Origin of the sequence: Arenimonas sp. MALMAid1274, from assembly GCF_049195245.1 — a bacterium.
Taxonomy (GTDB): domain Bacteria; phylum Pseudomonadota; class Gammaproteobacteria; order Xanthomonadales; family Xanthomonadaceae; genus Arenimonas.
This window is the reverse complement of the sequence record NZ_JBMIRR010000027.1, coordinates 1237409-1255659: the sequence shown is the minus strand read 5'-3', so window position 1 is coordinate 1255659 and position 18251 is coordinate 1237409. Positions and strand designations below refer to the sequence as shown.

Genomic DNA, 18251 nt, shown 5'->3' with positions numbered 1-18251 from the left:
CGCGGCCGGCGCGCTCAGCCGGCGCCGGCCGACAGCAGGCCGATCCGGTCGGCCCAGGTCTGGCGCTCCTCGGACGTCCATCGCTCGCCCAGCACGAAGCGGCGTTCGCTCAGGTGCTGCCGGCGCCAGGCGGGATCGTCCACCTGCACTTCCAGCCGCCCGTCGGCGACGCGCGCGCTGGCACCGCGCCATTGTCCGATCCAGGTGTCGTTGCCGTCGGCATGCACGACCACGCCACGACCCGCGCGATTGGCCGCGACCAGGGCGACGATGCGGCCATCCAGGTCGTGCGCGTACTTGCTCCACAGGTCCTCGCCCGCCAGGCCGGCCTGCGCGAGCAGGGACTGCAGGTTCGCGTGCGCCTCGATGCGCGAGCGCTCGACCCGCGCCTGGTGCTGCGCCGCCTCCTCGGCCTCGCGCTGGCGCTGGGCCTCGGCATCGTCGATGGCCTGCTGGCGCGCCCGGGCTTCCTCGGCCTTCCGCTGCGCGACCGCCGCCAGCACTTCCTGCTCCTGGCGCTCCTTGTCGGCGCGGTGCAGGGCGCCGACGTAGCGCTTGAACAGCAGCTCAAGGGTGCGATTGGCGCTGGCCGCCTGCGGCGTCGGCACTTCCATCGACAGGTCGCCCAGCGTGAGGTGGCTCTTGCCGGTGAAGCGCGTGCGGTTGACCCACTGGCCCGGCCCCTCGATGGTGCCGGTGATCTGTTCGCCGCTGAAGCGGCCGCGCGCTTCGAAGGTCTGGATGTTGCGTTCGTAGACCTGCTCGGTGCGGGATTCATGGGTGAACATCGACAGGTGGCGCAGCGATACGTCGCGGCGCTGCCAGCCCTTGGGCGCCTTGCGGGAGTGGTAGTGCCACTCCACGGTTTCCTCGCCCGGGCGGTGCCGGAATTTCAGGCGCGAGGAATAGAAGCCCAGGCCGCGTACGCGCCGCAGCAGCGCGATGGGCAGCAGGCCGAACACCCGTCCCAGCGCCACGCCGATCATCCACAGCGACCAGGCCATCACCGGCACCATCGCCAGTGTCAGCAGCCGGTACAGCCACGGATCCAGGCCATCGGTGGCGCTGGAGGCCAGCAGTTCCGGCAGCTTGCGCACCACATCCAGCCCGCCACGCGCTACCAGGGCCGCGGCCAGCCAGCCGAGCACGAGGCTGGCGAAAAAGTTGCGGCTGTCCCAGGCATACCACTGCACGCGATGACGCAGCGTCCAAACGGCCGCCAACGCGATCAGGATCCAGGGCCAACCCGCCAGCTGCGCCCACAGCAGGTCAGTGCGCTGCCAGGGCGCGAAGAAGAAGCCGGGCAACCAGATGGCCGCCGGAATGGCCAGCAGGAAGGCGGGCAGCCAGCCGTAGCCCTCCCGCCAAGTCAGTGCGCCAAGCACCAGCGCAACGGAGATGAGCGCGGCGGCGCCCAGTACGACGGTGTTCATGTCCATTCGCCCGGTCCCCTGGCCGTCCCTGTCGGACTCCCGAATATCGGACAGACCTCGATGCAGGGTCAAGACAGCACCAGGCACGCCAAGTCAGAGGCTTAGTGCCGCCAGGGTGACTCGCGGGGCCGAGCGGGGTCGCCTCAGGGCGAGGCGCGATACGCGGCGCGCAGCAGCTCGTGATAGTGGAACACCGCATTCTCGCGCAGCGGATTCAGCCGGCCTGGTTCATACGAACCCGACGCCAGGCCGCGCTGGACGTGCTCGCATATCTCGATGTCCTCGTCCTGCACCTGGTGCGCGAAGTCGTGGTCGGCCTGCTTGCGCGCCTCGGCCTCCGCGCAGTCGGAGGGTGCGTAGTAGTAGTCGAATTCGACCACGCAGCGGTCCGGCCCCCGCGGCAGCACGCGGTTGCTCTGCAGCCGTCCCGGCAGCAGGTTGAGCATGGTGTTGGGGTAGATGAAGTAGTAGACCGCGTCGCCGTCGCCATACAGGCCGTCGTCGCTCTGCAGCGGGCTGTACTGGAAGGAGAACCAGTCCCTGGCCTCGGTCACGTACTGCCGGTAGTCCAGCAGGCTGTTCAGGCCCGGATGGATGTGCGGCACGTGGTAACCCTCGAGGTAGTTGTCGCAGTACACCTTCCAGTTGCAGGCCACCTCGTAGCGGAACCGCTTGTGGAAGACGTAGTTTTTCGGCGACAGCCCGCGCAGCGGATCGTCGAAGCCCGCGCTGAAATCGGCGAAGGCCGGCGCGCCGTCGCCGGCGACGAACACCAGGCCTTCCCACTCGGCCACGCGCAGCTCCGGCAGCCGGACGGTCGCGGGTTCGAAGTCCTGGGCGGTCTGCATCTCGGGCGCGCTGCGCAGCACGCCTTCCAGGGTGTAGGTCCAGCCGTGGTACTTGCAGCGCAGCACCTTGGCCGCCTTGCCGTCGCAGGTGGCCAGCGGACCGGCGCGATGCCGGCAGACGTTGTGGTAGGCGCGCAGCTGGCCCGCGGTGTCGCGAATGACGATCACCGGCAGCCCAGCGATATCGGACACCACGTGGTCGCCCGCGTTGGCCAGCGCCGACACGTGGCCCACCAGCTGCCAGCTGCAGGCGAACACGGCCGTGCGGTCGCGCTCCAGCATGGCCTCGCCCCGGTAGAAGTCGGCGTGCAGGGCCAGCGCGTGGCCGAGGGTCTGCGGGGCGAGCGGGTCGGGCAGCGGCGGGTTCATGGGGCGGGCCAATCGGGGCAAGACGGCAGTATTGCGCGGCGGCCGGGTCCGCGAAAGCCCGGGGGCGGCAAGGCCTGCCGAGCTGCCGGTCGGCCGTCACTCTCGATACAGGCCCGGGTCCCATACTTCCTGCCATGAACCATCAGCTCGTAATCAAGTTCTGGCGCGCCTCGCTCGCCGATGAAACCTTCCTGCCGACCCTCGAGACCGAGCTGAAGCAGGCGCTGGGCGATGCGGCCACCCTGGACGGCTACGACACCAGCGCCAAGGAGATCAGCCTGTTCATCGTGACGCCCGACCCGCGCCATTCGTTCCGGCGGGTCAAGCGCGTGCTGGAGGCCAGCAGCCTGCTGCAGGGCGTGTCCGCCGGATTCCGGGTGGAAGGGGGCGACCGCTTCACCTCGCTGTGGCCCTTGCGCCCCATGCGGAAGTTCAAGCTGCCCTAGCGGCGGCCGTCGGACAAAAAAACGGCCGGAGAATTTCTTCGCCGGCCGCGGACTTGCGCCTTGCGCAGGATCAACCGGCAGGGGTCGCCGGCGCCGGAGTGGCCGGGGCATTGCCGCCGGGGGTCCAGCCGCAGGACTTGCCCTTGTTCTGCTCCACCAGCCAGGTCTGCAGCGGCGCGAAGTACTCCAGCACCGCCGAGCCGTCCATCTGCTCGCCGCCGGTCAGCTCCTTCAGCGTCTGCTGCCAGGGCTGCGAGGCGCCGCGCTGCATCATCGCCCAGTAGCGCTTGCCTGCTTCCGGATTGTTGGCGAAGTTGCAGGTGTACAGCGGGCCGGTGTGGCCGGACGCGTCGCACAGCGACTTGTAGAACTGGAACTGCAGGATGTGCGACAGGAAGTAGCGCGTGTACGGCGTGTTGCCCGGCACGTGGTACTTGGCGCCGGCGTCGAAGAACTCCTCGCCGCGCGCGCCGGACGGCGCCACGCCCTGGTACTTGGCCTTGAGTTCCCACCAGGCGGCGTTGTAGTTCTCCGGCGCGATCGAACCGTCGAACACGCCCCAGCGCCAGCGGTCGATCATCAGGCCGAAGGGCAGGAAGGCGACCTTGGCCAGGGCCATGCGCATCTGCGAGTTGATCACCGCTTCGTCGCTGACCGCCGGCTTGTCCACCAGGCCGATCGAGGCCAGGTAGTCGGGCGTCATGGACAGCACGATGGTGTCGCCGATGGCCTCGTGGAAGCCGTCGTGCGCGCCGTTCTGGAACATCGGCGGCTTGTCCTTGTAGGCCAGGTAATAATAGATGTGGCCCAGCTCGTGGTAGATGGTGGTCAGCTCTTCCTCGTTGGGCTTGATGCACATCTTCATGCGCACGTCGCCGCTGGTGTTCATCGGCCAGGCGCTGGCGTGGCACACCACCTCACGGTCGCGCGGCTGCACCAGCATCGAGTCGGTGTAGAAGGTTTCCGGCAGCGCCGGCATGCCCAGGCCGGTGTAGAAGCTTTCGGCCAGCTTGGTCATGCGCGTGGCCATCTGGTAATCGGCCTTGCGCTCGATCTCGACCTGCTCGGCCGCGGTCAGCTTGCCCATGCCGCCGGCGTCGGACACCAGCTCGGACAGGATCGCGTCACGCTGCTTCTCCAGCGCGCCGGTGACGTCCAGGCTGCCGACGCCGTCGTAGGGCTGCAGGATCGGCCAGAGGTTGCCCCAGTCCTGCTGCCACAGGTTGCCGGTGAGGTGGGCCGGGATCATGCCGTCCACCGAACCCTGCTCGCCGTACTTGGCCACCAGCTTCTCGCGGGTGTAGCACTGCAGCTGCTCGTACAGCGGCTGCACCTGGCCCCAGAGGCGGTCGGCCTCGGCCTGGAAGTCGGCAGCCGGCATGTCGTAGCCCGCGCGCCAGACGTCGCCGGTGTTGGCGAAGCCCATCTCGCGCGCGCCTTCATTGGTCAGCTCGACGAAGCGCTGGTAATCCTTGCGCATCGGCACGGAAATGGTGTGCCAGCCTTCCCAGGCAGCCTTGAGGTCGTCGTAGCTGCTGGCCGGGTTGGCCAGGATCTCCGACACCTGGCCGATGTCCTTGCAGCCCTTGTCGCCGTCCTGGCACCACTTGCCGGCGCCGTAGGTGCCGCCCATGCGGCTGACGATCTCGGTCAGCTCCTTGAGCTTGGCCGGGTCGCGCGGGGCGGGCAGGGACGCACTCACCTTGAGCAGGTGGAGGGCGCGCGCGGTGTCGGCATTCAGCCCGGTCACGTCGTAGGACTTGGCCTGTTCGACGAAGGCATTGTTCAGGGTGAGGTAGCGCTCGTTGGCCAGGGCCTCGAGGCGCTGGCTGTCGGAGTTGATGTAGGTGGCGCCCAGCCAGGCGGCCGAGGTCAGCTCGGGCGTCATCTCCACCGCGGTCTTGTTGACGCGGGCGACGAACTGGTCGGCGGTTTCACCCGCCGGCGCGGCGGCGGAGGTCGCCGGCGCCGTGCCCGCGGCGGGAGCGGCCGGGGCCGCGGTGTCGGTCTTGTTGCAGGCAGCCAGGGCAAGCAGGCTGGCGGAAATGGCGAGCGCCAGCAGGGCGCGTTGGGATTTCACAGGTAAGGCTCCAGAGCGGCGGGAAACGGAAGTCGCCGCAGGCTAGACCCGTCGCCGGGGCCACGCAAGGGCCGGAGGCCTGGCCAGGCCGGGCGTACGTCAGGTCGCCAGGCCGCGCTGGGCGAGGAAGGCCAGGGCGTCCTCGGCATCGTTTTCGAACCAGGCCCGCGCCGACCCGAGCCGGAAGCTGTACCCCCAGGCATCCATGTCGGCCATCAGGCGGTCGCGGCCCACGCCGGGCAGCTGGTCGGCCAGCAGGATCTGCAGGCAGCAGGCCGCGTCTTCCTCGGGCACCGAATCGGTGGCGTCGGTGTGCACGCGCGCACGCCGCTCGGGCGGCATCACGATCAGGTGGCAGGCCTCGTGCAGCAGCGAATGCACGGGCGTATCGGCGCGTGCGTAGACAGTGCAGCCGATCAGGCCGGCTTCGCAGTCGCCCCAGTAGCTGCCGGGAATGCGCTCGCCATCGGCCACGCGCTGCAGCGACAGGCCATGCCGGGCCAGCAGGGCGGCGGCCGGCGCGAAGCCCAGCGCGTCCAGCCGCAGCACGTCCGCTGCGGCCGGTGCCGGACTGCGGGGCGATGCGTCCATCACGGGTGACGTACCCGGTTCGCGCCGAGGCGCGGACCGTGGCCTCAGCCGCCCGCCGGGGCGGCCTTGTCGGGCAGCGCCACCGAGATGTCCAGCAGCTCGTTGTCGCCGTCCTTGTGCATGGCCACCTTCACCGCATCGGTGTCCACGTTGATGTACTTGCGAATGACCTCCAGCAGTTCGCGCTGCAGCATCGGCAGGTAGTCGGGCGCGCCGCGCATCGAGCGCTCCTGCTGGATCAGGATCTGCAGGCGGCTCTTGGCGGTGCTGGCGGTGTTCTTGCTGCGCTGGGTGAGGAAATCAAACAGGCCCATGGCTCAACCCCCGAACATCTTGGAGAAGAAACCCTTCTTCTCGACGGTGGTGAAGCGCATCGGCCGGTTCTCGCCCAGGATGCGCGCGACGGCGTCGGTGTAGGCCTGGCCCGCGGGCGAGGCTTCGTCCAGGATCACCGGCACGCCGGCGTTGGAGCTCTGCAGCACCTCGGGCGATTCGGGGATGACACCAACCACGTCCAGGCCCAGGATTTCCTGCACGTCGGCGATGGACAGCATGTCGCCGGCCTCCACGCGCTTGGGGCTGTAGCGGGTCAGCAGCAGGTGCTCCTTCACGCGCTCGCCGTTCTCGGCCTTGCGGGTCTTGGAAGCGAGCAGGCCGAGAATGCGGTCGGAGTCGCGCACCGAGCTCACTTCCGGGTTGACCACCACCACGGCGCGGTCGGCGAAGTACATCGCCAGGAAGGCGCCCTTCTCGATGCCGGCCGGCGAGTCGCAGACGATGAAGTCGAAGCCTTCGTCGACCATGCCCTTGAGCACCTTCTCGACGCCTTCCTTGGTCAGCGAATCCTTGTCGCGGGTCTGGGATGCGGCGAGCACGTAGAGGTTCTCGAACCGCTTGTCCTTGATCAGGGCCTGCTTCAGGTTGGCCTCGTCGTTGACCACGTTGACGAAGTCGTAAACGACCCGGCGCTCGCAGCCCATGATCAGGTCCAGGTTGCGCAGGCCGACGTCGAAATCGATGACGACGGTCTTCTTGCCGGCCTTGGCCAGGCCGCAGGCCAGCGAGGCGCTGGTGGTGGTCTTGCCGACGCCGCCCTTGCCCGAGGTCACCACGATGATTTCAGTCAATTTGCTTCTCCATGACGCCGCGCCCGGGGCGCGGACACTTGTTTTAAAGGGTTTCAGTCCAGCTGTTCGATGCGGAGCTTGTCATGCTCCAGCCAGATCTGCACGGCCTTGCCGAGCAGCTCCCTGGGAATTTCCTCAAGCACCTTGTAGTGGCCGGCCACGGCCACCAGCTCGGCATGGAACTCGCGGCAGAAGATGCGGGCGCTCGCCAGGCCGCCGGCACCGGCCAGCGCGCGGCCGCGCAGGGCGCCGTAGACGTGGATGGAGCCGTCGGCGATGACCTCCGCGCCGGCACCCACGGTGGCGCAGACGGTCAGGTCGCGGTCCTGGGCATATACCTGCTGGCCGGAGCGCACGGGATGCACGTGCATCAGGCCGGGTTCGGCCTTCGCGGCGGGCGACGGGGGCACGGGCGCCGGCGCGGGCTCGGGCGCGGCGGCGCGACGGGGCGCGGGCGCCGGATCGGCCTCGCCCTCGCGCTCGTAGGACGCGCGGAACTTGGCCAGCAGCGGCAGGCCCACGGCCTGCGAAAGTTCCTCGATTGCGCTGGTGCCGTAGGCCAGCGCCACCGGCATCACGCCGGCGCCCTTGAGCGCGTCGATCAGGGCCAGCGCCTCGCTGGCGTCCGGGCAGCGGCTCAGGCCGCCGAAATCGATCACCACCGCGGCCCGCGCGAACATCTTCGGGGCACGCTGCACGCGTTCGGTCATCTCGGCGGCCAGGCGCGCGGGGTCGAGCGTGCGCACGCGCAGGTTGGCGATGCCGACTTGGCCAAACTTGAGTTCGCCGGCCTGTTCGTAGTCGATCGTGGTCGCAGCCATGCTCAGGTCCCCGTCGCCAGCGCGGGCGCGCGGCCGGGCAGGGCGCGCGCGCTCAGCCAGGCCTGGTCGGGCAGGTGGTCGCCGTAGGCGTCGGCCACGAACGGGTAGCTGCACATTTCCTTGATCAGCATGGCCACGCGGATGTCGGTGCCCGACATCACCTGCTGGCCGACCTCGCGGAAGCCGAAGCTGCCGTGGAAGAGCAGGGCCGGGTCGTTGCCCGCCTGCAGGAAGACCTCGCAGCACAGCTTGGGCCAGCGCACTTCGGCGAAGCTCTGCACGTCGGCATAGAAGGCGCGGCCGCGGCCGCCGCCGCGGCGGGGCCGGGCGATGACGATGCGGTCCACGTACAGGAACCGGTCGTAATGCTCATGGAACCAGAGGAAATTCGGGCTGTCGTGCGGCGCGTCCTGGCTCAGCGCCACCAGGAAGCCGGTGATCAGGCCGTCCTGTTCGGCGACGCGGAAGTATTCGGCGTGTTCCCAGAAGAAGCGCACCTTGGCCAGGTCCATCGGCAGGATGGACGGCCCGGCCGCGTTGTTCAGGGCAAGTACGGAATCCAGCTCGTGCTCGCGCACGTCGCGGATGGTGATCGGCATTGTCTTCGGGACTCCGATGGCATGAGGGCCGCCTGTGCAGGGAGTGCCGGCGGGCGATCGGGCTGGGATTATCGCACGGGTGCCCGGCGGCGGGGCGGCGGAAGGCCATCGGCCCGACCCGTGACTTTCGGGGGCCTTGCCCCGGGCGCGGGCGGCCTATGATGCCCGGATGCTGAACCGCCTCTCCCACACCCAGCTGCTGCGCTACTCCGGCCTGTTCACCTGGGCGGTGGTCGGCATCCCCGTGGTGGCCCTGACCTGGTATTTCCCGGCCATCGAGGCGGCCGAGGGCGTGCCCGGCATCCTCGACGCGGGCCTGGTGCTGCTGGTGCTGGCCTACGGCGCTTTCGGCCTGATCTATTGGCAGATGACGCGCGCCCTGGGCCTGCGCAAGCGCCGCCCCGGCGACATCGTGCTGCTGGCGGCGCTGACGGTGTCGGCCATCGTGGTCAGCTACCAGACCGGCAGCGGCGTGGGCGCGGTGCTGATGATGATCATCGCCGGCGTCATCCCCTGGCTGGTGCCGCTGCAGATCGGCGTGCTGTGGCTGGTGCTGCAGCATGCCGCGCTGGTGCCGGTGTTCAGCAAGCTCGAAGGCTTCACGCCGGGCTTCGCGGTGCTGCAGGCGATGACCTACGTGGGTTATTCCAGCTTCGCGATGGTGATCGGCCTGGTCGCGCGCCAGCAGGCCGAGGCCCGGGAAGAGCAGCGCCGGCTCAATGCGGAACTGCGCGCCACCCGCGCCCTGCTGGCCGAGAGTTCGCGGATGAGCGAGCGTGTGCGCATCTCGCGCGAGCTGCACGACCTGCTGGGCCACCACCTCACCGCGCTCAGCCTGAACCTGGAAGTGGCCGGCCACCTCACCGAGGGCCGCGCCCAGGAGCACGTGCGCCAGAGCCACACCCTGGCCAAGCTGCTGCTCACCGACGTGCGCGAGGCGGTCAGCGAGATGCGCGACGAGGGCGCCATCGACCTCAGCGGCGCCATCCGCACCCTCGTCGAGGGCGTGCCGGCGCTGGACATCCGGCTGGACCTGCCCGAGCCGCTGAACATCGAAGACCCCGAGCGCGCGCACGTGCTGCTGCGCTGCACCCAGGAAATCATCACCAATGCCGTGCGCCACGCTGGCGCGTCCACGCTGTGGCTCAGCATCGCCCGCGACGCCGCCGAAGCCCGCATTCAGGCCCGCGACGACGGCCGCGGCGCCGATGCCGAGGCCTGCCACGGCAATGGCCTGCGCGGCATCCGCGAACGCCTGCTCGCCTATGGCGGCCGGGTGGATATCCTCACCGGGCGCGGGCAGGGATTCGCGCTCGACATCCGATTGCCCCTGGAGAACGCCGCATGATCCGTGTCTGCCTCGTCGACGACCAGACCCTGGTGCGCCAGGGCGTCAAATCGCTGCTCGAACTGGCCGAGGGCATCGAAGTGGTGGCCGAGGCCGGCGACGGCCGCCAGGCGGTGGAGCTGATCCCGCAGGTCAAGCCCGATGTGGTACTGATGGACATGCGCATGCCGGTGATGTCGGGCCTGGAGGCGCTGCAGGCGCTCAGCGCCAAGGGCCAGCTGCCGCCCACCATCATCCTGACCACCTTCGACGACGACCAGCTGGTGCTGGCCGGCATCCGCGCCGGCGCGCGCGGCTACCTGCTCAAGGATGTCTCGCTGGACCAGCTGGTCAACGCCATCCAGACCGTGGCCGAGGGCGGCTCGCTGGTTCAGCCGGCCGTCACCCAGCGCCTGCTGTCGGGGCTGGAAGGGCTGCAGAATGAGTTCGTCAGCCTCGACCAGCCCGATCCGCTGACCGATCGCGAGACCGAGATCCTGCGGTTGATGGCGGGCGGCTTCTCCAACAAGGAAATCGCCAATTCGCTGGGCGTGGCCGAGGGCACGGTGAAGAACCACGTGTCCAACATCCTGTCCAAGCTGGGCGTGCGCGACCGCACGCGCGCCGTGCTCAAGGCCTTCGAGCTCAAGCTGGTGTGAAGCCCGCAGGGCCTGCGGGCCCGGCCCTGGGCACCGGTTTCCGCGCCCCCTGCCGGGCGGCGGCCTGACCTGATATCCTCCCGGTTTCCTGCGGCCGGGCACGTGAACCCGCCGAGGGGTCCGTTCTTGGAGAGCTTCCGAATGACCCGAGTTATCGAGTGGATTATTTCCCTGGTTATCGTCATCGCCCTGTTCGTGGCGATCGGCCTTTTCCTGCCTTCTACCCGCACCGTTTCGCATTCGGTCGAGACCAATCGCCCGATGTCCACGGTGAACGACATCCTGAACGGCTTCACGCGGTTCAAGGACTGGAACGCGCTGATCAACTATGACCCGCGCATGACGCTGACCACCTCGGGCCCCGAGACCGGCGTCGGTGCCAAGCTGGACTTCGTATCCCAGCAGGCGACCGTCGGCGAGGGCAGCTGGGAAATCGTGGAAAGCGAGCCGGGCGAGAAGATCGTCTACGCCCTGCAGACCCCGGGCCGCGGCGAGAACAAGCGCATGACCATCCGCTTCGAGCGGACCGGCCAGCGCAACCAGAACGTCAAGATCACCCAGCGCTACACGGTCGACTACGGCTATGACCTGTTCGGTCGCTACGCCGGCCTGTACGTCACCGACAAGATCGGCGACGACATGAAGCGTGGCCTGGAAAAGCTCAGCAACCTGCTGACCACCATCCCGCGCTTCGACTACAGCCAGCATGAGCCCGGCTTCGAGTTCGTGGACCTGCCGGCGGTGAACGCCCTGGTGGTGACCACGGCGGCCAAGCGCGCCAACGACGACATCGCCCTGGCCATGACCAACCAGGACAAGTGGATCGAGCAGGTGATGGAGAAGAACGGCCTCGAGCCCGCCGGCCCGATGCGCATCGTCACCAACGAATTCACCACCGACACCTATGGTTTCGACGTGGTGCAGCCGATCCGCAAGAAGGGCACCGGCCCGGCGCCCGCCGCGGACGAGGGCAGCGAAGGCGAGGGCAACGAGCCCGCCGCCGACGCCGCCGACGCGGCCCCGGTCGCCACCGCGCCGGTGGATCCGAATGCCCCGCTGGAGCGTTACCTGGTGAAGGTCGAGGGTCCGGTGCTGTACGTGCAGTACCCGGCCATCCGTGCCGCCAAGACCAGCTACACCGGTCCGTCGCCCGGCCTGCCGCGCGTGCGTGACCTGGTGCGCGCCTGGTCCATGGTGCGCGGTGCCGAGCCGGTCGATCGTCCGTACGAGGAATACCTCGACGCGATCAAGGACATGCTCTCGGAAGAGGCGGAGTTCAACGTGTACTGGCCGGTCCGCGTGCCGGGCGTCGAAGCCGCCGACCCGGTGCAGATCGCGCCCGAGCCGGCCGCGGAAACGCCCGAGGGCGAAGCCGCCCCGGCCGACGCCGAGGCCCCGGCCGATGCAGCGCCGGCCGAAGCACCGGCCGCCGCCTGAGTGATACACCGCAGGGCGGGCCGAGTGCCCGCCCTGTCGTTTCTGAGGTAACCGATGATCCAGGCACATGCCCTGCACAAGCGCTACGGCCGCCTGCTGGCCGTGGATGGCATCAGTTTCAAGGTTGAACCGGGCGAAGTGCTCGGGTTCCTGGGCCCCAACGGGGCCGGCAAGTCCACCACGATGAAGATGATCGCGGGCTTCCTGGCGCCCAGTTCGGGCACGGCCACGGTCTGCGGGCACGACGTGCAGTCCGATCCGATCGCCGCGCGTCGCGCGCTGGGCTACCTGCCCGAGGGCGCACCCGGCTACGGCGAAATGAGCCCCGAGGGGTTCCTGGGCTTCATCGCCGACGTGCGCGGACTTTCCGGCGAGCGCCGGCGCGAGCGGCTGCAGGCGGTGTTCAAGCGGCTGTCGCTCGAGGGCGTGCTGCACCAGCCCATCGACACCTTGTCCAAGGGCTTCAAGCGGCGCGTCGGCCTGGCCGCCGCGATCCTGCACGATCCGCCCGCGCTGGTTCTCGACGAGCCCACCGACGGCCTGGACCCCAACCAGAAGCACGAAGTGCGCGGCCTGATCCGCGAGCTTGCGCGCGACCGCACCGTGCTGCTGTCCACCCACATCCTGGAAGAGGTCGAGGCGGTGTGCAGCCGGGCCATGATCGTCGCGCGCGGCAAGGTGCTGGCCGATGCCACGCCGGCCGAACTGCTGGCGCGTTCGCGCTACCAGGGCGCGGTGTCGCTGCTGGCCGCCGACAGCATCGCCGCACGCGCCGCGCTCGACGGCATGCCCGGCGTCAGCGGCTTCCACCAGGACGCCGGCGACGGCCGCCTGTACGTTTTCCCGCAGGGCAAGCCCGTGGCCGCCGATGCGGTGGCCGAGCGCCTGCGCCAGCGCGGCGTTGCCTACAGCGGCCTGCAGCCCGAACGCGGCCGCCTGGACGAAGTCTTCCGCCGCATCACCACCGAAGGGGTGGGCGCATGAGCGCGGTGCGCGCGGTGTTCAAGCGCGAGTTCGCCAGCTATTTCGCCACGCCATTGGCGGCGGTGTTCCTGGTGATCTTCCTGGCGCTGGCGGGTGCGTTCACCTTTTACCTGGGCGGTTTCTATGAAGCGGGGCAGGCCGACCTGCAGCCCTTCTTCCGCTTCCATCCCTGGCTGTACCTGCTGCTGGCGCCGGCCGTGGCCATGCGCCTGTGGGCCGAGGAGCGCAAGACCGGCACGCTGGAGCTGCTGCTGACCCTGCCGCTGTCGCTGTGGCAGGCGGTGCTGGGCAAGTTCCTGGCCGCCTGGGCCTTCCTCGGCCTGGCGCTGGCGTTGACCTTCCCGATGTGGATCACGGTGGCCTGGCTCGGCGATCCCGACCACGGCGTCATCGCGGCGGGCTACCTGGGCAGCTGGCTGATGGCGGGTGCGTTCCTGGCGATCGGCAGCGCGCTGTCCGCGGCCACCCGCAGCCAGGTGGTGGCCTTCATCCTCACCGTGGTGATCTGCCTGTTGCTGCTGCTGGCGGGCTTCCCGATGGCGCTGGACCTGGTGCGCGGCTGGGCGCCGCAGGCCTGGGTGGATGCGTTCGCGGGCCTGAGTTTCCTCACCCACTTCCAGGCCATCAGCCGCGGGGTCCTCGACCTGCGCGACGTGGTGTTCTTCCTGCTGTGCATCGCTGCGTGGCTGGCGGCGACGGTGGTCGTGATCGACATGAAGAAAGCGGACTGAGCGCGATGAAAGCCCTGCCCCGACGTTCCGTTCCCCTGCTCGCGCTGGCCCTGCTGGCGCTGGCCTTCGTCGCCCTGGTGGCGCTGTCGTCCGTGCTGCTGCGCGGCGCGCGCGTGGACCTGACCGACAAGCAGCTCTACACGCTGTCCGAAGGCACCCGCAATATCCTGGGCCGGCTGGAGGAGCCGGTGCAGCTCAAGCTGTACTACTCCGAGCACGCCACCCGCGATCTGCAGCAGTTCCGCGTGTTCGCCACCCGCGTGCGCGAGCTGCTGGAGGAAATCGCCGCCCGCTCCAACGGCAAGCTGACGCTGGAAGTGATCGACCCCGAGCCGTTCTCGGAGGCCGAGGACCAGGCCGCGGCCTACGGGCTGCAGGCGGTGCCGCTGGGCAGCACCGGCGACAAGCTCTACTTCGGCCTGGTGGGCGTGAACAGCACCGATGGCGAAACCGCGATGCCGTTCATCCAGCCCGACAAGGAAGCGTTCCTCGAATACGACGTGGCCAAGCTGGTGTCCACGCTCAGCGTCGACACCAAGCCGGTGCTGGCGGTGATCAGCGGGCTGCCCACCGGCCCCAGCATGGATCCCACCGGCCGCCCCAGTGCGGGCTGGGTGATCGACCGCCAGATCAGCGAACTGTTCGAGATGCGCCGCCTGCAGGGTGCACCCACCAGCATCGCCGATGACGTCGACCTGCTGATGCTGATCCACCCCAAGGACATCCCCGAGGACACCCAGTACGCGATCGACCAGTTCGTGCTGCGCGGCGGCCGGCTGCTGGTGTTCGTGGACCCGGACTCGGAGGCCGACCAGTCCGCGATCGACCCGCTGGATCCGCTCTCGCGCGACATCCCGCGCAGCTCGGACCTTCCGACGCTGTTCCGCGGCTGGGGCATCGAATTCGATCCCACGCGCCTGGTGCTGGATGACAAGCACGCACTGCAGGTGCAGCCCGACCCCAACGGTCCGCCGGTGCGGCACCTGGCGGTGCTGGGCCTGGGCAAGGACACCCTGAACCAGGACGACGTGGTGTCGGCCGAGCTGCAGACCGTGCATTTCTCCAGCGTCGGCGCCCTGGGCCTGGCGCGCGAGGCCACGCTGGCGATGGAGCCGCTGGCGCAGAGCTCCGGTGCCTCGGCGATGGCGGACGTGGCCGCGGTGCGCGATGCCGTGGCCGACCCGGCCCGGCTGCGCGAAGGCTTCAGCCCCACCGGCGAAGCCTACGTGCTGGCCGCGCGCTTCACCGGCGCGCTGAAGACGGCCTTCCCCGACCGCAGCGGCAAGGACCACGTGGCGGCCAGCCAATCGCCGGTCAACGTGATCGTGGTGGCCGACACCGATGTGCTGTCGGATCGGCTGTGGGTGCAGGTGAACGATTTCCTGGGCCAGCCGGTCTACAACGCCTTCGCCAACAACGGCGACTTCGTGTTCAACGCGGTCGACAACCTGGTGGGCAACGCCGACCTGATCTCGGTGCGCACGCGCGCGGCTTCGGCGCGTCCGTTCGAGCGCGTCGCGGCGCTGCGTCGCAGTGCGGAAGAACGCTACCGCAGCACCGAACAGCAGCTGCAGACCGAACTCGACGCGCTCGAGCAGCAGCTCACCGCGCTGCAGCAGCCGGGGGCCGATGGCCAGGCGCAGGCGCTGAGCGCGCAGCAGCAGGCCGAGATCCTGCGATTCCAGGACGAGAAGCTGCGCATGCGCAAGGAGCTGCGCGACGTGCAGCACCGGCTCAACGCCGACATCGAGGACCTCGGCCAGCGGCTGAAGCTGCTCAACATCCTCGGCATGCCGGCGCTGGTGGTGCTGGTGGCGCTGCTGGTGGCCTGGCGTCGCTGGTCGCGCCGCCGCGTCGCGGTGGCCTGAGCCATGCGTCCCGTGCGCCTGCTGGCGCTTGCGGCCGCGGTGCTGGCGCTGGCCGGCGCGGCCTGGTGGCTGCTCGATCGCGATGGCGCGGGGCAGGGCGACGGGCCCGGGCTGCTGGCGCTGGGCTTCGCGGCGCGCGTGGACACCATCGATCGCATCGAAGTGACGGGCGCGGGCAAGGCCGCCCTGGTCACGCTGGAAAAGGTGCAGGGACAGTGGCGCATGCCCGATCGCGACCAGTGGCCGGGCAACCAGCGCGAGATCAGCCGTGCGCTGTTCCGGCTGGGGCAGGCCAGGCGCATCGAAGCCAAGACCGCCAGGCCATCGCTGCACGTCCGGCTGGGCGTGGAAGATCTCGCGGCCGCGGACGCCAAGGGCGTCGGTCTGCGCCTGTCCGGCGGGGGTAGCGAGCCGCTCGCGCTGGTCGTGGGCAACAATCATCCGTCCCTGGGCGGCAGCTACGTGCGCGTTGGCGACGACCCGCAGGCCTGGCTGCTGGACCAGGACATCGCGCCCGCGCGCAATCCCGCCGACTGGCTCGACCGCCGGCTGATCGACCTGCCGATGGCGCGCGTGCAGACGGTCCGCGTGACGCCGGCCCAGGGGCGCTCCTTCGTGCTGTCGCGCCGCGATGACGATTTCGTGCTGGAAGGCCTGGCGTCTGCCGCGCTGGCCAATCCCGATGCAGGCAATGCCATCGCCGGTTTCACCGACCAGCTTCCGCTTGATGACGTGGCCAGGGATTCGGGGACCGCACCGACCCAAACCGCGGTCTTCGAAAGCGTCGATGGCCTGGCTGTCACGGTCTCGACCTGGCCCGGCGAGGGCAGCCAGACCTGGGCACGCCTGTCGGTCTCCCTGGATCGCGAGCGCGCCTCGGCCTGGTTCGCGCGCGGCGCTGCCGACGACACGGCGCGGCAGGAGGCAGGCGACCCGGCGACGCGGCTGGCGGCCCTGGAAGCCCAGGTCGCGGCCTGGCAGGCCAGTTTCGAGGGCCGGCAGTTCCTGCTGCCGCCGTACAAGGCGCAGGCCCTGGCGAAGTCGCGCGGCGACTATCTCGCAGGCCAACCATGAGCGGCGCGGCGCGCCGTGGTCTCGCGGCGGCGGGTGGCTTCGCCTGCGCGGCCGCGATCGGCCTGTCGGCCTACGCGATGCACGGGCTCGACGGCGAGGATTCCCAACGTGCCTCGCTGGCCGCGGCCTTCCTGTTCGGTCACGGCCTGGCTTGGCTGGTGCTGGCGCCCACGGCGGTGGCGCGACTGCGGCTGGCAGGACTGTTCGTGCTGGTGGCGGGCGTGGCCCTGTTCTGCGGCAGCCTGCTGGCCGCCGTGTTCTTCGATGCCTCCACGGCGCTGGCGCCCACCGGCGGCATCCTGCTGATGCTGGGCTGGCTGCTGCTGGCCGCGGACGCACTGCGTCCGGCGGTGCGGCCATGACCCGACACGTGCGCGGCTTCGACCTGCTGGCCGCCAGCGAACACCTGCGCCGGCGCGACCGCCGCTTCGTGCGCTGGATCGACCGCATCGGCCCGCTGGACGTCGGCGCCCGCTGGCGCAAGCCCTTCGACACCACCGATTCGCTGGCGCGCGCCATCCTCTACCAGCAGCTTTCCGGCAAGGCCGCGGCCACCATCGTCGGCCGCGTCGAGCAGGCCATCGGCGCGAAGAAGCTGCATGCCGACACCCTGGGGCGCGTGGACGACGCCACGCTGCGCGCCTGCGGCGTGTCGGGCAACAAGACCCTGGCCCTGCGCGACCTGGCCGCGCGCGCGGCCCGCGGCGAAGTGCCCGGCTCGCGCGAAATGGCCGGCATGGCCGACGACGACATCATCCAGCGCCTCACCGCCGTGCGCGGCATTGGCCGCTGGACGGTGGAGATGATGCTGATGTTCCAGCTGGGCCGGCCCGACGTGCTGCCGGTGGACGACCTGGGCGTGCGCAAGGGCGCGCAGCTGCTCGACCGCAGCGAAGCGATGCCGACACCGAAGCAGCTGCTGGAACGGGGGGTGAAGTGGGGACCCTACCGCACGCTGGCCGCGCTGTACCTGTGGCGGATCGCCGACAGCGGCGCGCCGGCAAAGCCGCCGGTCAAGCGCTCGCAGGATTGACCGCAGCGCCCGCGTCCCGCGGCCCCGCATGCCAGCGCCAATGCCAGGGCTCGTAGACGATGCCGTGCGGGTTGCCGCGCGGATAGCTCATCACGAAACCGAAGTCGCCCGCACGCCGGCACAGCCACGCAAACGCCGGCGTCGTCTCGAAACTTTCTTCCGCGGCCGGTTCGCCGGGTGTGCTGATGTCCATCGTGCAGCCGCCGTGATGCTCGCTGTATCCGGGCGCGGCATTGACCGCGAGGATGTCGGCCAGGGTCAGGCCGCGCGCCAGCTTCCGCTCGAAGATGCCCAGCTGGTAGTCGTGGCTGCGGTAGCCGGAGATCGCCTGCAGCACCACGCCTTCGGTGACGGCCGCCGCCTGCATGCGCCGCCAGGCGCGCGCCGCCGGCGCCAGCAGCCACAGTGGCCGTCGGTAGCGGTCGCGTCCGGCGAATTCCAGCCGCGCGGGTTCGGCCACCAGGGCCAGGCCGGTCGTGTCGCCGTAGGACGCGTCCAGGCCCAGCTGGTGCAGGCGTTCTCGCAGGCCCTCGAGCGGCAGCGAGGGCGCGAGACCGGCGCGCTCGGGCGCCGCGCCCAGCGCGTCCAGCAGTTCGCCCAGACCCGGTTCGCGCCACAGCGCTGGCGACAGCGGCCGCAGCCGGCCCTGGGCGATCGCGCCCAGGAAGCGGCCATCGCGCTTGCGCCGCACCAGCCACTGCGCCTGCGCCAGCGTGCGGGCGTGCGCATTCGCGCGCGCGCGCAGCAGCCGCGCCGGCACGGCCTCCAGGCCTTGGGTGTTGATCAGGTGCCAGTCCAGGGGCTGCATGCGGCCAGCTTAGCCT

At 69.8% G+C, this 18251-nt stretch carries 19 protein-coding genes; 10 read left to right on the top strand and 9 right to left on the bottom strand.

The features are described from left to right. Positions 1-14: 14 nt before the first annotated feature. Entirely contained in the window at positions 15-1433 is a 1419-nt protein-coding gene (locus ACOQFR_RS14420; protein ID WP_421383083.1) for a hypothetical protein, read from the bottom strand. A 143-nt stretch (positions 1434-1576) separates the two neighbouring features. Further along, entirely contained in the window at positions 1577-2650 is a 1074-nt protein-coding gene (locus ACOQFR_RS14415) for an aromatic ring-hydroxylating oxygenase subunit alpha (protein ID WP_421383081.1), read from the bottom strand. 134 nt (positions 2651-2784) lie between these two features. On the opposite strand from ACOQFR_RS14415, the gene ACOQFR_RS14410 reads away from it, so the two are divergent. Then, positions 2785-3096, top strand: a complete 312-nt coding sequence (locus tag ACOQFR_RS14410; protein ID WP_421383079.1) for a hypothetical protein — start codon at positions 2785-2787, stop codon at positions 3094-3096. A gap of 70 nt (positions 3097-3166) precedes the next feature. Here the strand turns inward: ACOQFR_RS14410 and ACOQFR_RS14405 are convergent, their stop codons facing one another. The 6 genes from ACOQFR_RS14405 to ACOQFR_RS14380 all read right to left on the bottom strand — a co-directional run bounded on the left by ACOQFR_RS14405 (position 3167) and on the right by ACOQFR_RS14380 (position 8314). Next, positions 3167-5176: a M2 family metallopeptidase gene (locus ACOQFR_RS14405; protein ID WP_421383077.1), complete on the bottom strand. Its 2010-nt coding sequence runs from the start codon at positions 5174-5176 to the stop codon at positions 3167-3169. A 99-nt stretch (positions 5177-5275) separates the two neighbouring features. Next, positions 5276-5767, bottom strand: a complete 492-nt coding sequence (locus tag ACOQFR_RS14400; protein ID WP_421383075.1) for a hypothetical protein — start codon at positions 5765-5767, stop codon at positions 5276-5278. Positions 5768-5811: 44 nt separating this feature from the next. Continuing rightward, positions 5812-6081 (bottom strand): cell division topological specificity factor MinE, encoded by a 270-nt coding sequence (minE, locus tag ACOQFR_RS14395; RefSeq protein WP_421383073.1) that lies wholly within the window; start codon positions 6079-6081, stop codon positions 5812-5814. A 3-nt stretch (positions 6082-6084) separates the two neighbouring features. Then, the gene (minD, locus tag ACOQFR_RS14390) at positions 6085-6894 is read right to left on the bottom strand and encodes a septum site-determining protein MinD (protein ID WP_421383071.1); all 810 of its coding nucleotides are present in this window, start codon (positions 6892-6894) and stop codon (positions 6085-6087) included. A gap of 53 nt (positions 6895-6947) precedes the next feature. After that, positions 6948-7715 (bottom strand): septum site-determining protein MinC, encoded by a 768-nt coding sequence (gene minC / locus ACOQFR_RS14385; RefSeq protein WP_421383069.1) that lies wholly within the window; start codon positions 7713-7715, stop codon positions 6948-6950. Between the two features lie 2 nt (positions 7716-7717). Continuing rightward, positions 7718-8314: a GNAT family N-acetyltransferase gene (locus ACOQFR_RS14380; RefSeq protein ID WP_421383067.1), complete on the bottom strand. Its 597-nt coding sequence runs from the start codon at positions 8312-8314 to the stop codon at positions 7718-7720. Positions 8315-8483: 169 nt separating this feature from the next. Between ACOQFR_RS14380 and ACOQFR_RS14375 the strand changes: the two genes are divergently transcribed. The 9 genes from ACOQFR_RS14375 to ACOQFR_RS14335 all read left to right on the top strand — a co-directional run bounded on the left by ACOQFR_RS14375 (position 8484) and on the right by ACOQFR_RS14335 (position 17427). Beyond that, positions 8484-9662, top strand: coding sequence for a sensor histidine kinase (locus ACOQFR_RS14375; RefSeq protein ID WP_421383065.1), 1179 nt, complete (start codon positions 8484-8486; stop codon positions 9660-9662). After that, positions 9659-10300 (top strand): response regulator, encoded by a 642-nt coding sequence (locus ACOQFR_RS14370; RefSeq protein ID WP_421383063.1) that lies wholly within the window; start codon positions 9659-9661, stop codon positions 10298-10300. Before ACOQFR_RS14375 ends, ACOQFR_RS14370 begins: the two co-directional genes overlap by 4 nt. 141 nt (positions 10301-10441) lie before the next feature. Further along, positions 10442-11737 (top strand): SRPBCC family protein, encoded by a 1296-nt coding sequence (locus ACOQFR_RS14365; RefSeq protein WP_421383061.1) that lies wholly within the window; start codon positions 10442-10444, stop codon positions 11735-11737. A gap of 54 nt (positions 11738-11791) precedes the next feature. After that, a complete protein-coding gene (locus ACOQFR_RS14360) occupies positions 11792-12721 on the top strand; it encodes an ABC transporter ATP-binding protein (RefSeq protein ID WP_421383059.1) in 930 nt (309 codons plus the stop codon). Then, entirely contained in the window at positions 12718-13452 is a 735-nt protein-coding gene (locus tag ACOQFR_RS14355) for an ABC transporter permease subunit (protein WP_421383057.1), read from the top strand. Before ACOQFR_RS14360 ends, ACOQFR_RS14355 begins: the two co-directional genes overlap by 4 nt. Positions 13453-13457: 5 nt before the next feature. Continuing rightward, positions 13458-15320, top strand: coding sequence for a GldG family protein (locus ACOQFR_RS14350; RefSeq protein ID WP_421383055.1), 1863 nt, complete (start codon positions 13458-13460; stop codon positions 15318-15320). Between the two features lie 3 nt (positions 15321-15323). Then, positions 15324-16394 carry a DUF4340 domain-containing protein gene (locus ACOQFR_RS14345; protein WP_421383053.1) on the top strand — a complete coding sequence of 357 codons (1071 nt, stop codon included), beginning with the start codon at positions 15324-15326 and terminating at the stop codon, positions 16392-16394. After that, positions 16391-16756 (top strand): DUF423 domain-containing protein, encoded by a 366-nt coding sequence (locus ACOQFR_RS14340; RefSeq protein WP_421383051.1) that lies wholly within the window; start codon positions 16391-16393, stop codon positions 16754-16756. Before ACOQFR_RS14345 ends, ACOQFR_RS14340 begins: the two co-directional genes overlap by 4 nt. Then, positions 16753-17427 (top strand): DNA-3-methyladenine glycosylase family protein, encoded by a 675-nt coding sequence (locus ACOQFR_RS14335; protein WP_421383049.1) that lies wholly within the window; start codon positions 16753-16755, stop codon positions 17425-17427. The genes ACOQFR_RS14340 and ACOQFR_RS14335 overlap by 4 nt, the downstream gene beginning before the upstream one ends. Here ACOQFR_RS14335 and ACOQFR_RS14330 read toward each other — a convergent pair. Further along, positions 17408-18235, bottom strand: a complete 828-nt coding sequence (locus ACOQFR_RS14330) for a M15 family metallopeptidase (protein WP_421383047.1) — start codon at positions 18233-18235, stop codon at positions 17408-17410. The two genes, ACOQFR_RS14335 and ACOQFR_RS14330, sit on opposite strands and share 20 nt — an antisense overlap. Between the last annotated feature and the right edge of the window lie 16 nt (positions 18236-18251).

Coding starts and splice junctions, on each gene's coding strand:
- ACOQFR_RS14335 (WP_421383049.1), top strand. CDS start 16,753: ATGACCCGACACGTGCGCGGCTTCGACCTGCTGGCCGCCAGCGAACAC.
- ACOQFR_RS14365 (WP_421383061.1), top strand. CDS start 10,442: ATGACCCGAGTTATCGAGTGGATTATTTCCCTGGTTATCGTCATCGCC.
- ACOQFR_RS14410 (WP_421383079.1), top strand. CDS start 2,785: ATGAACCATCAGCTCGTAATCAAGTTCTGGCGCGCCTCGCTCGCCGAT.
- ACOQFR_RS14345 (WP_421383053.1), top strand. CDS start 15,324: ATGCGTCCCGTGCGCCTGCTGGCGCTTGCGGCCGCGGTGCTGGCGCTG.
- ACOQFR_RS14380 (WP_421383067.1), bottom strand. CDS start 8,314: ATGCCGATCACCATCCGCGACGTGCGCGAGCACGAGCTGGATTCCGTA.
- ACOQFR_RS14370 (WP_421383063.1), top strand. CDS start 9,659: ATGATCCGTGTCTGCCTCGTCGACGACCAGACCCTGGTGCGCCAGGGC.
- ACOQFR_RS14350 (WP_421383055.1), top strand. CDS start 13,458: ATGAAAGCCCTGCCCCGACGTTCCGTTCCCCTGCTCGCGCTGGCCCTG.
- minE (WP_421383073.1), bottom strand. CDS start 6,081: ATGGGCCTGTTTGATTTCCTCACCCAGCGCAGCAAGAACACCGCCAGC.
- ACOQFR_RS14375 (WP_421383065.1), top strand. CDS start 8,484: ATGCTGAACCGCCTCTCCCACACCCAGCTGCTGCGCTACTCCGGCCTG.
- minC (WP_421383069.1), bottom strand. CDS start 7,715: ATGGCTGCGACCACGATCGACTACGAACAGGCCGGCGAACTCAAGTTT.
- ACOQFR_RS14330 (WP_421383047.1), bottom strand. CDS start 18,235: ATGCAGCCCCTGGACTGGCACCTGATCAACACCCAAGGCCTGGAGGCC.
- ACOQFR_RS14360 (WP_421383059.1), top strand. CDS start 11,792: ATGATCCAGGCACATGCCCTGCACAAGCGCTACGGCCGCCTGCTGGCC.
- ACOQFR_RS14420 (WP_421383083.1), bottom strand. CDS start 1,433: ATGAACACCGTCGTACTGGGCGCCGCCGCGCTCATCTCCGTTGCGCTG.
- ACOQFR_RS14400 (WP_421383075.1), bottom strand. CDS start 5,767: ATGGACGCATCGCCCCGCAGTCCGGCACCGGCCGCAGCGGACGTGCTG.
- ACOQFR_RS14340 (WP_421383051.1), top strand. CDS start 16,391: ATGAGCGGCGCGGCGCGCCGTGGTCTCGCGGCGGCGGGTGGCTTCGCC.
- ACOQFR_RS14355 (WP_421383057.1), top strand. CDS start 12,718: ATGAGCGCGGTGCGCGCGGTGTTCAAGCGCGAGTTCGCCAGCTATTTC.
- ACOQFR_RS14415 (WP_421383081.1), bottom strand. CDS start 2,650: ATGAACCCGCCGCTGCCCGACCCGCTCGCCCCGCAGACCCTCGGCCAC.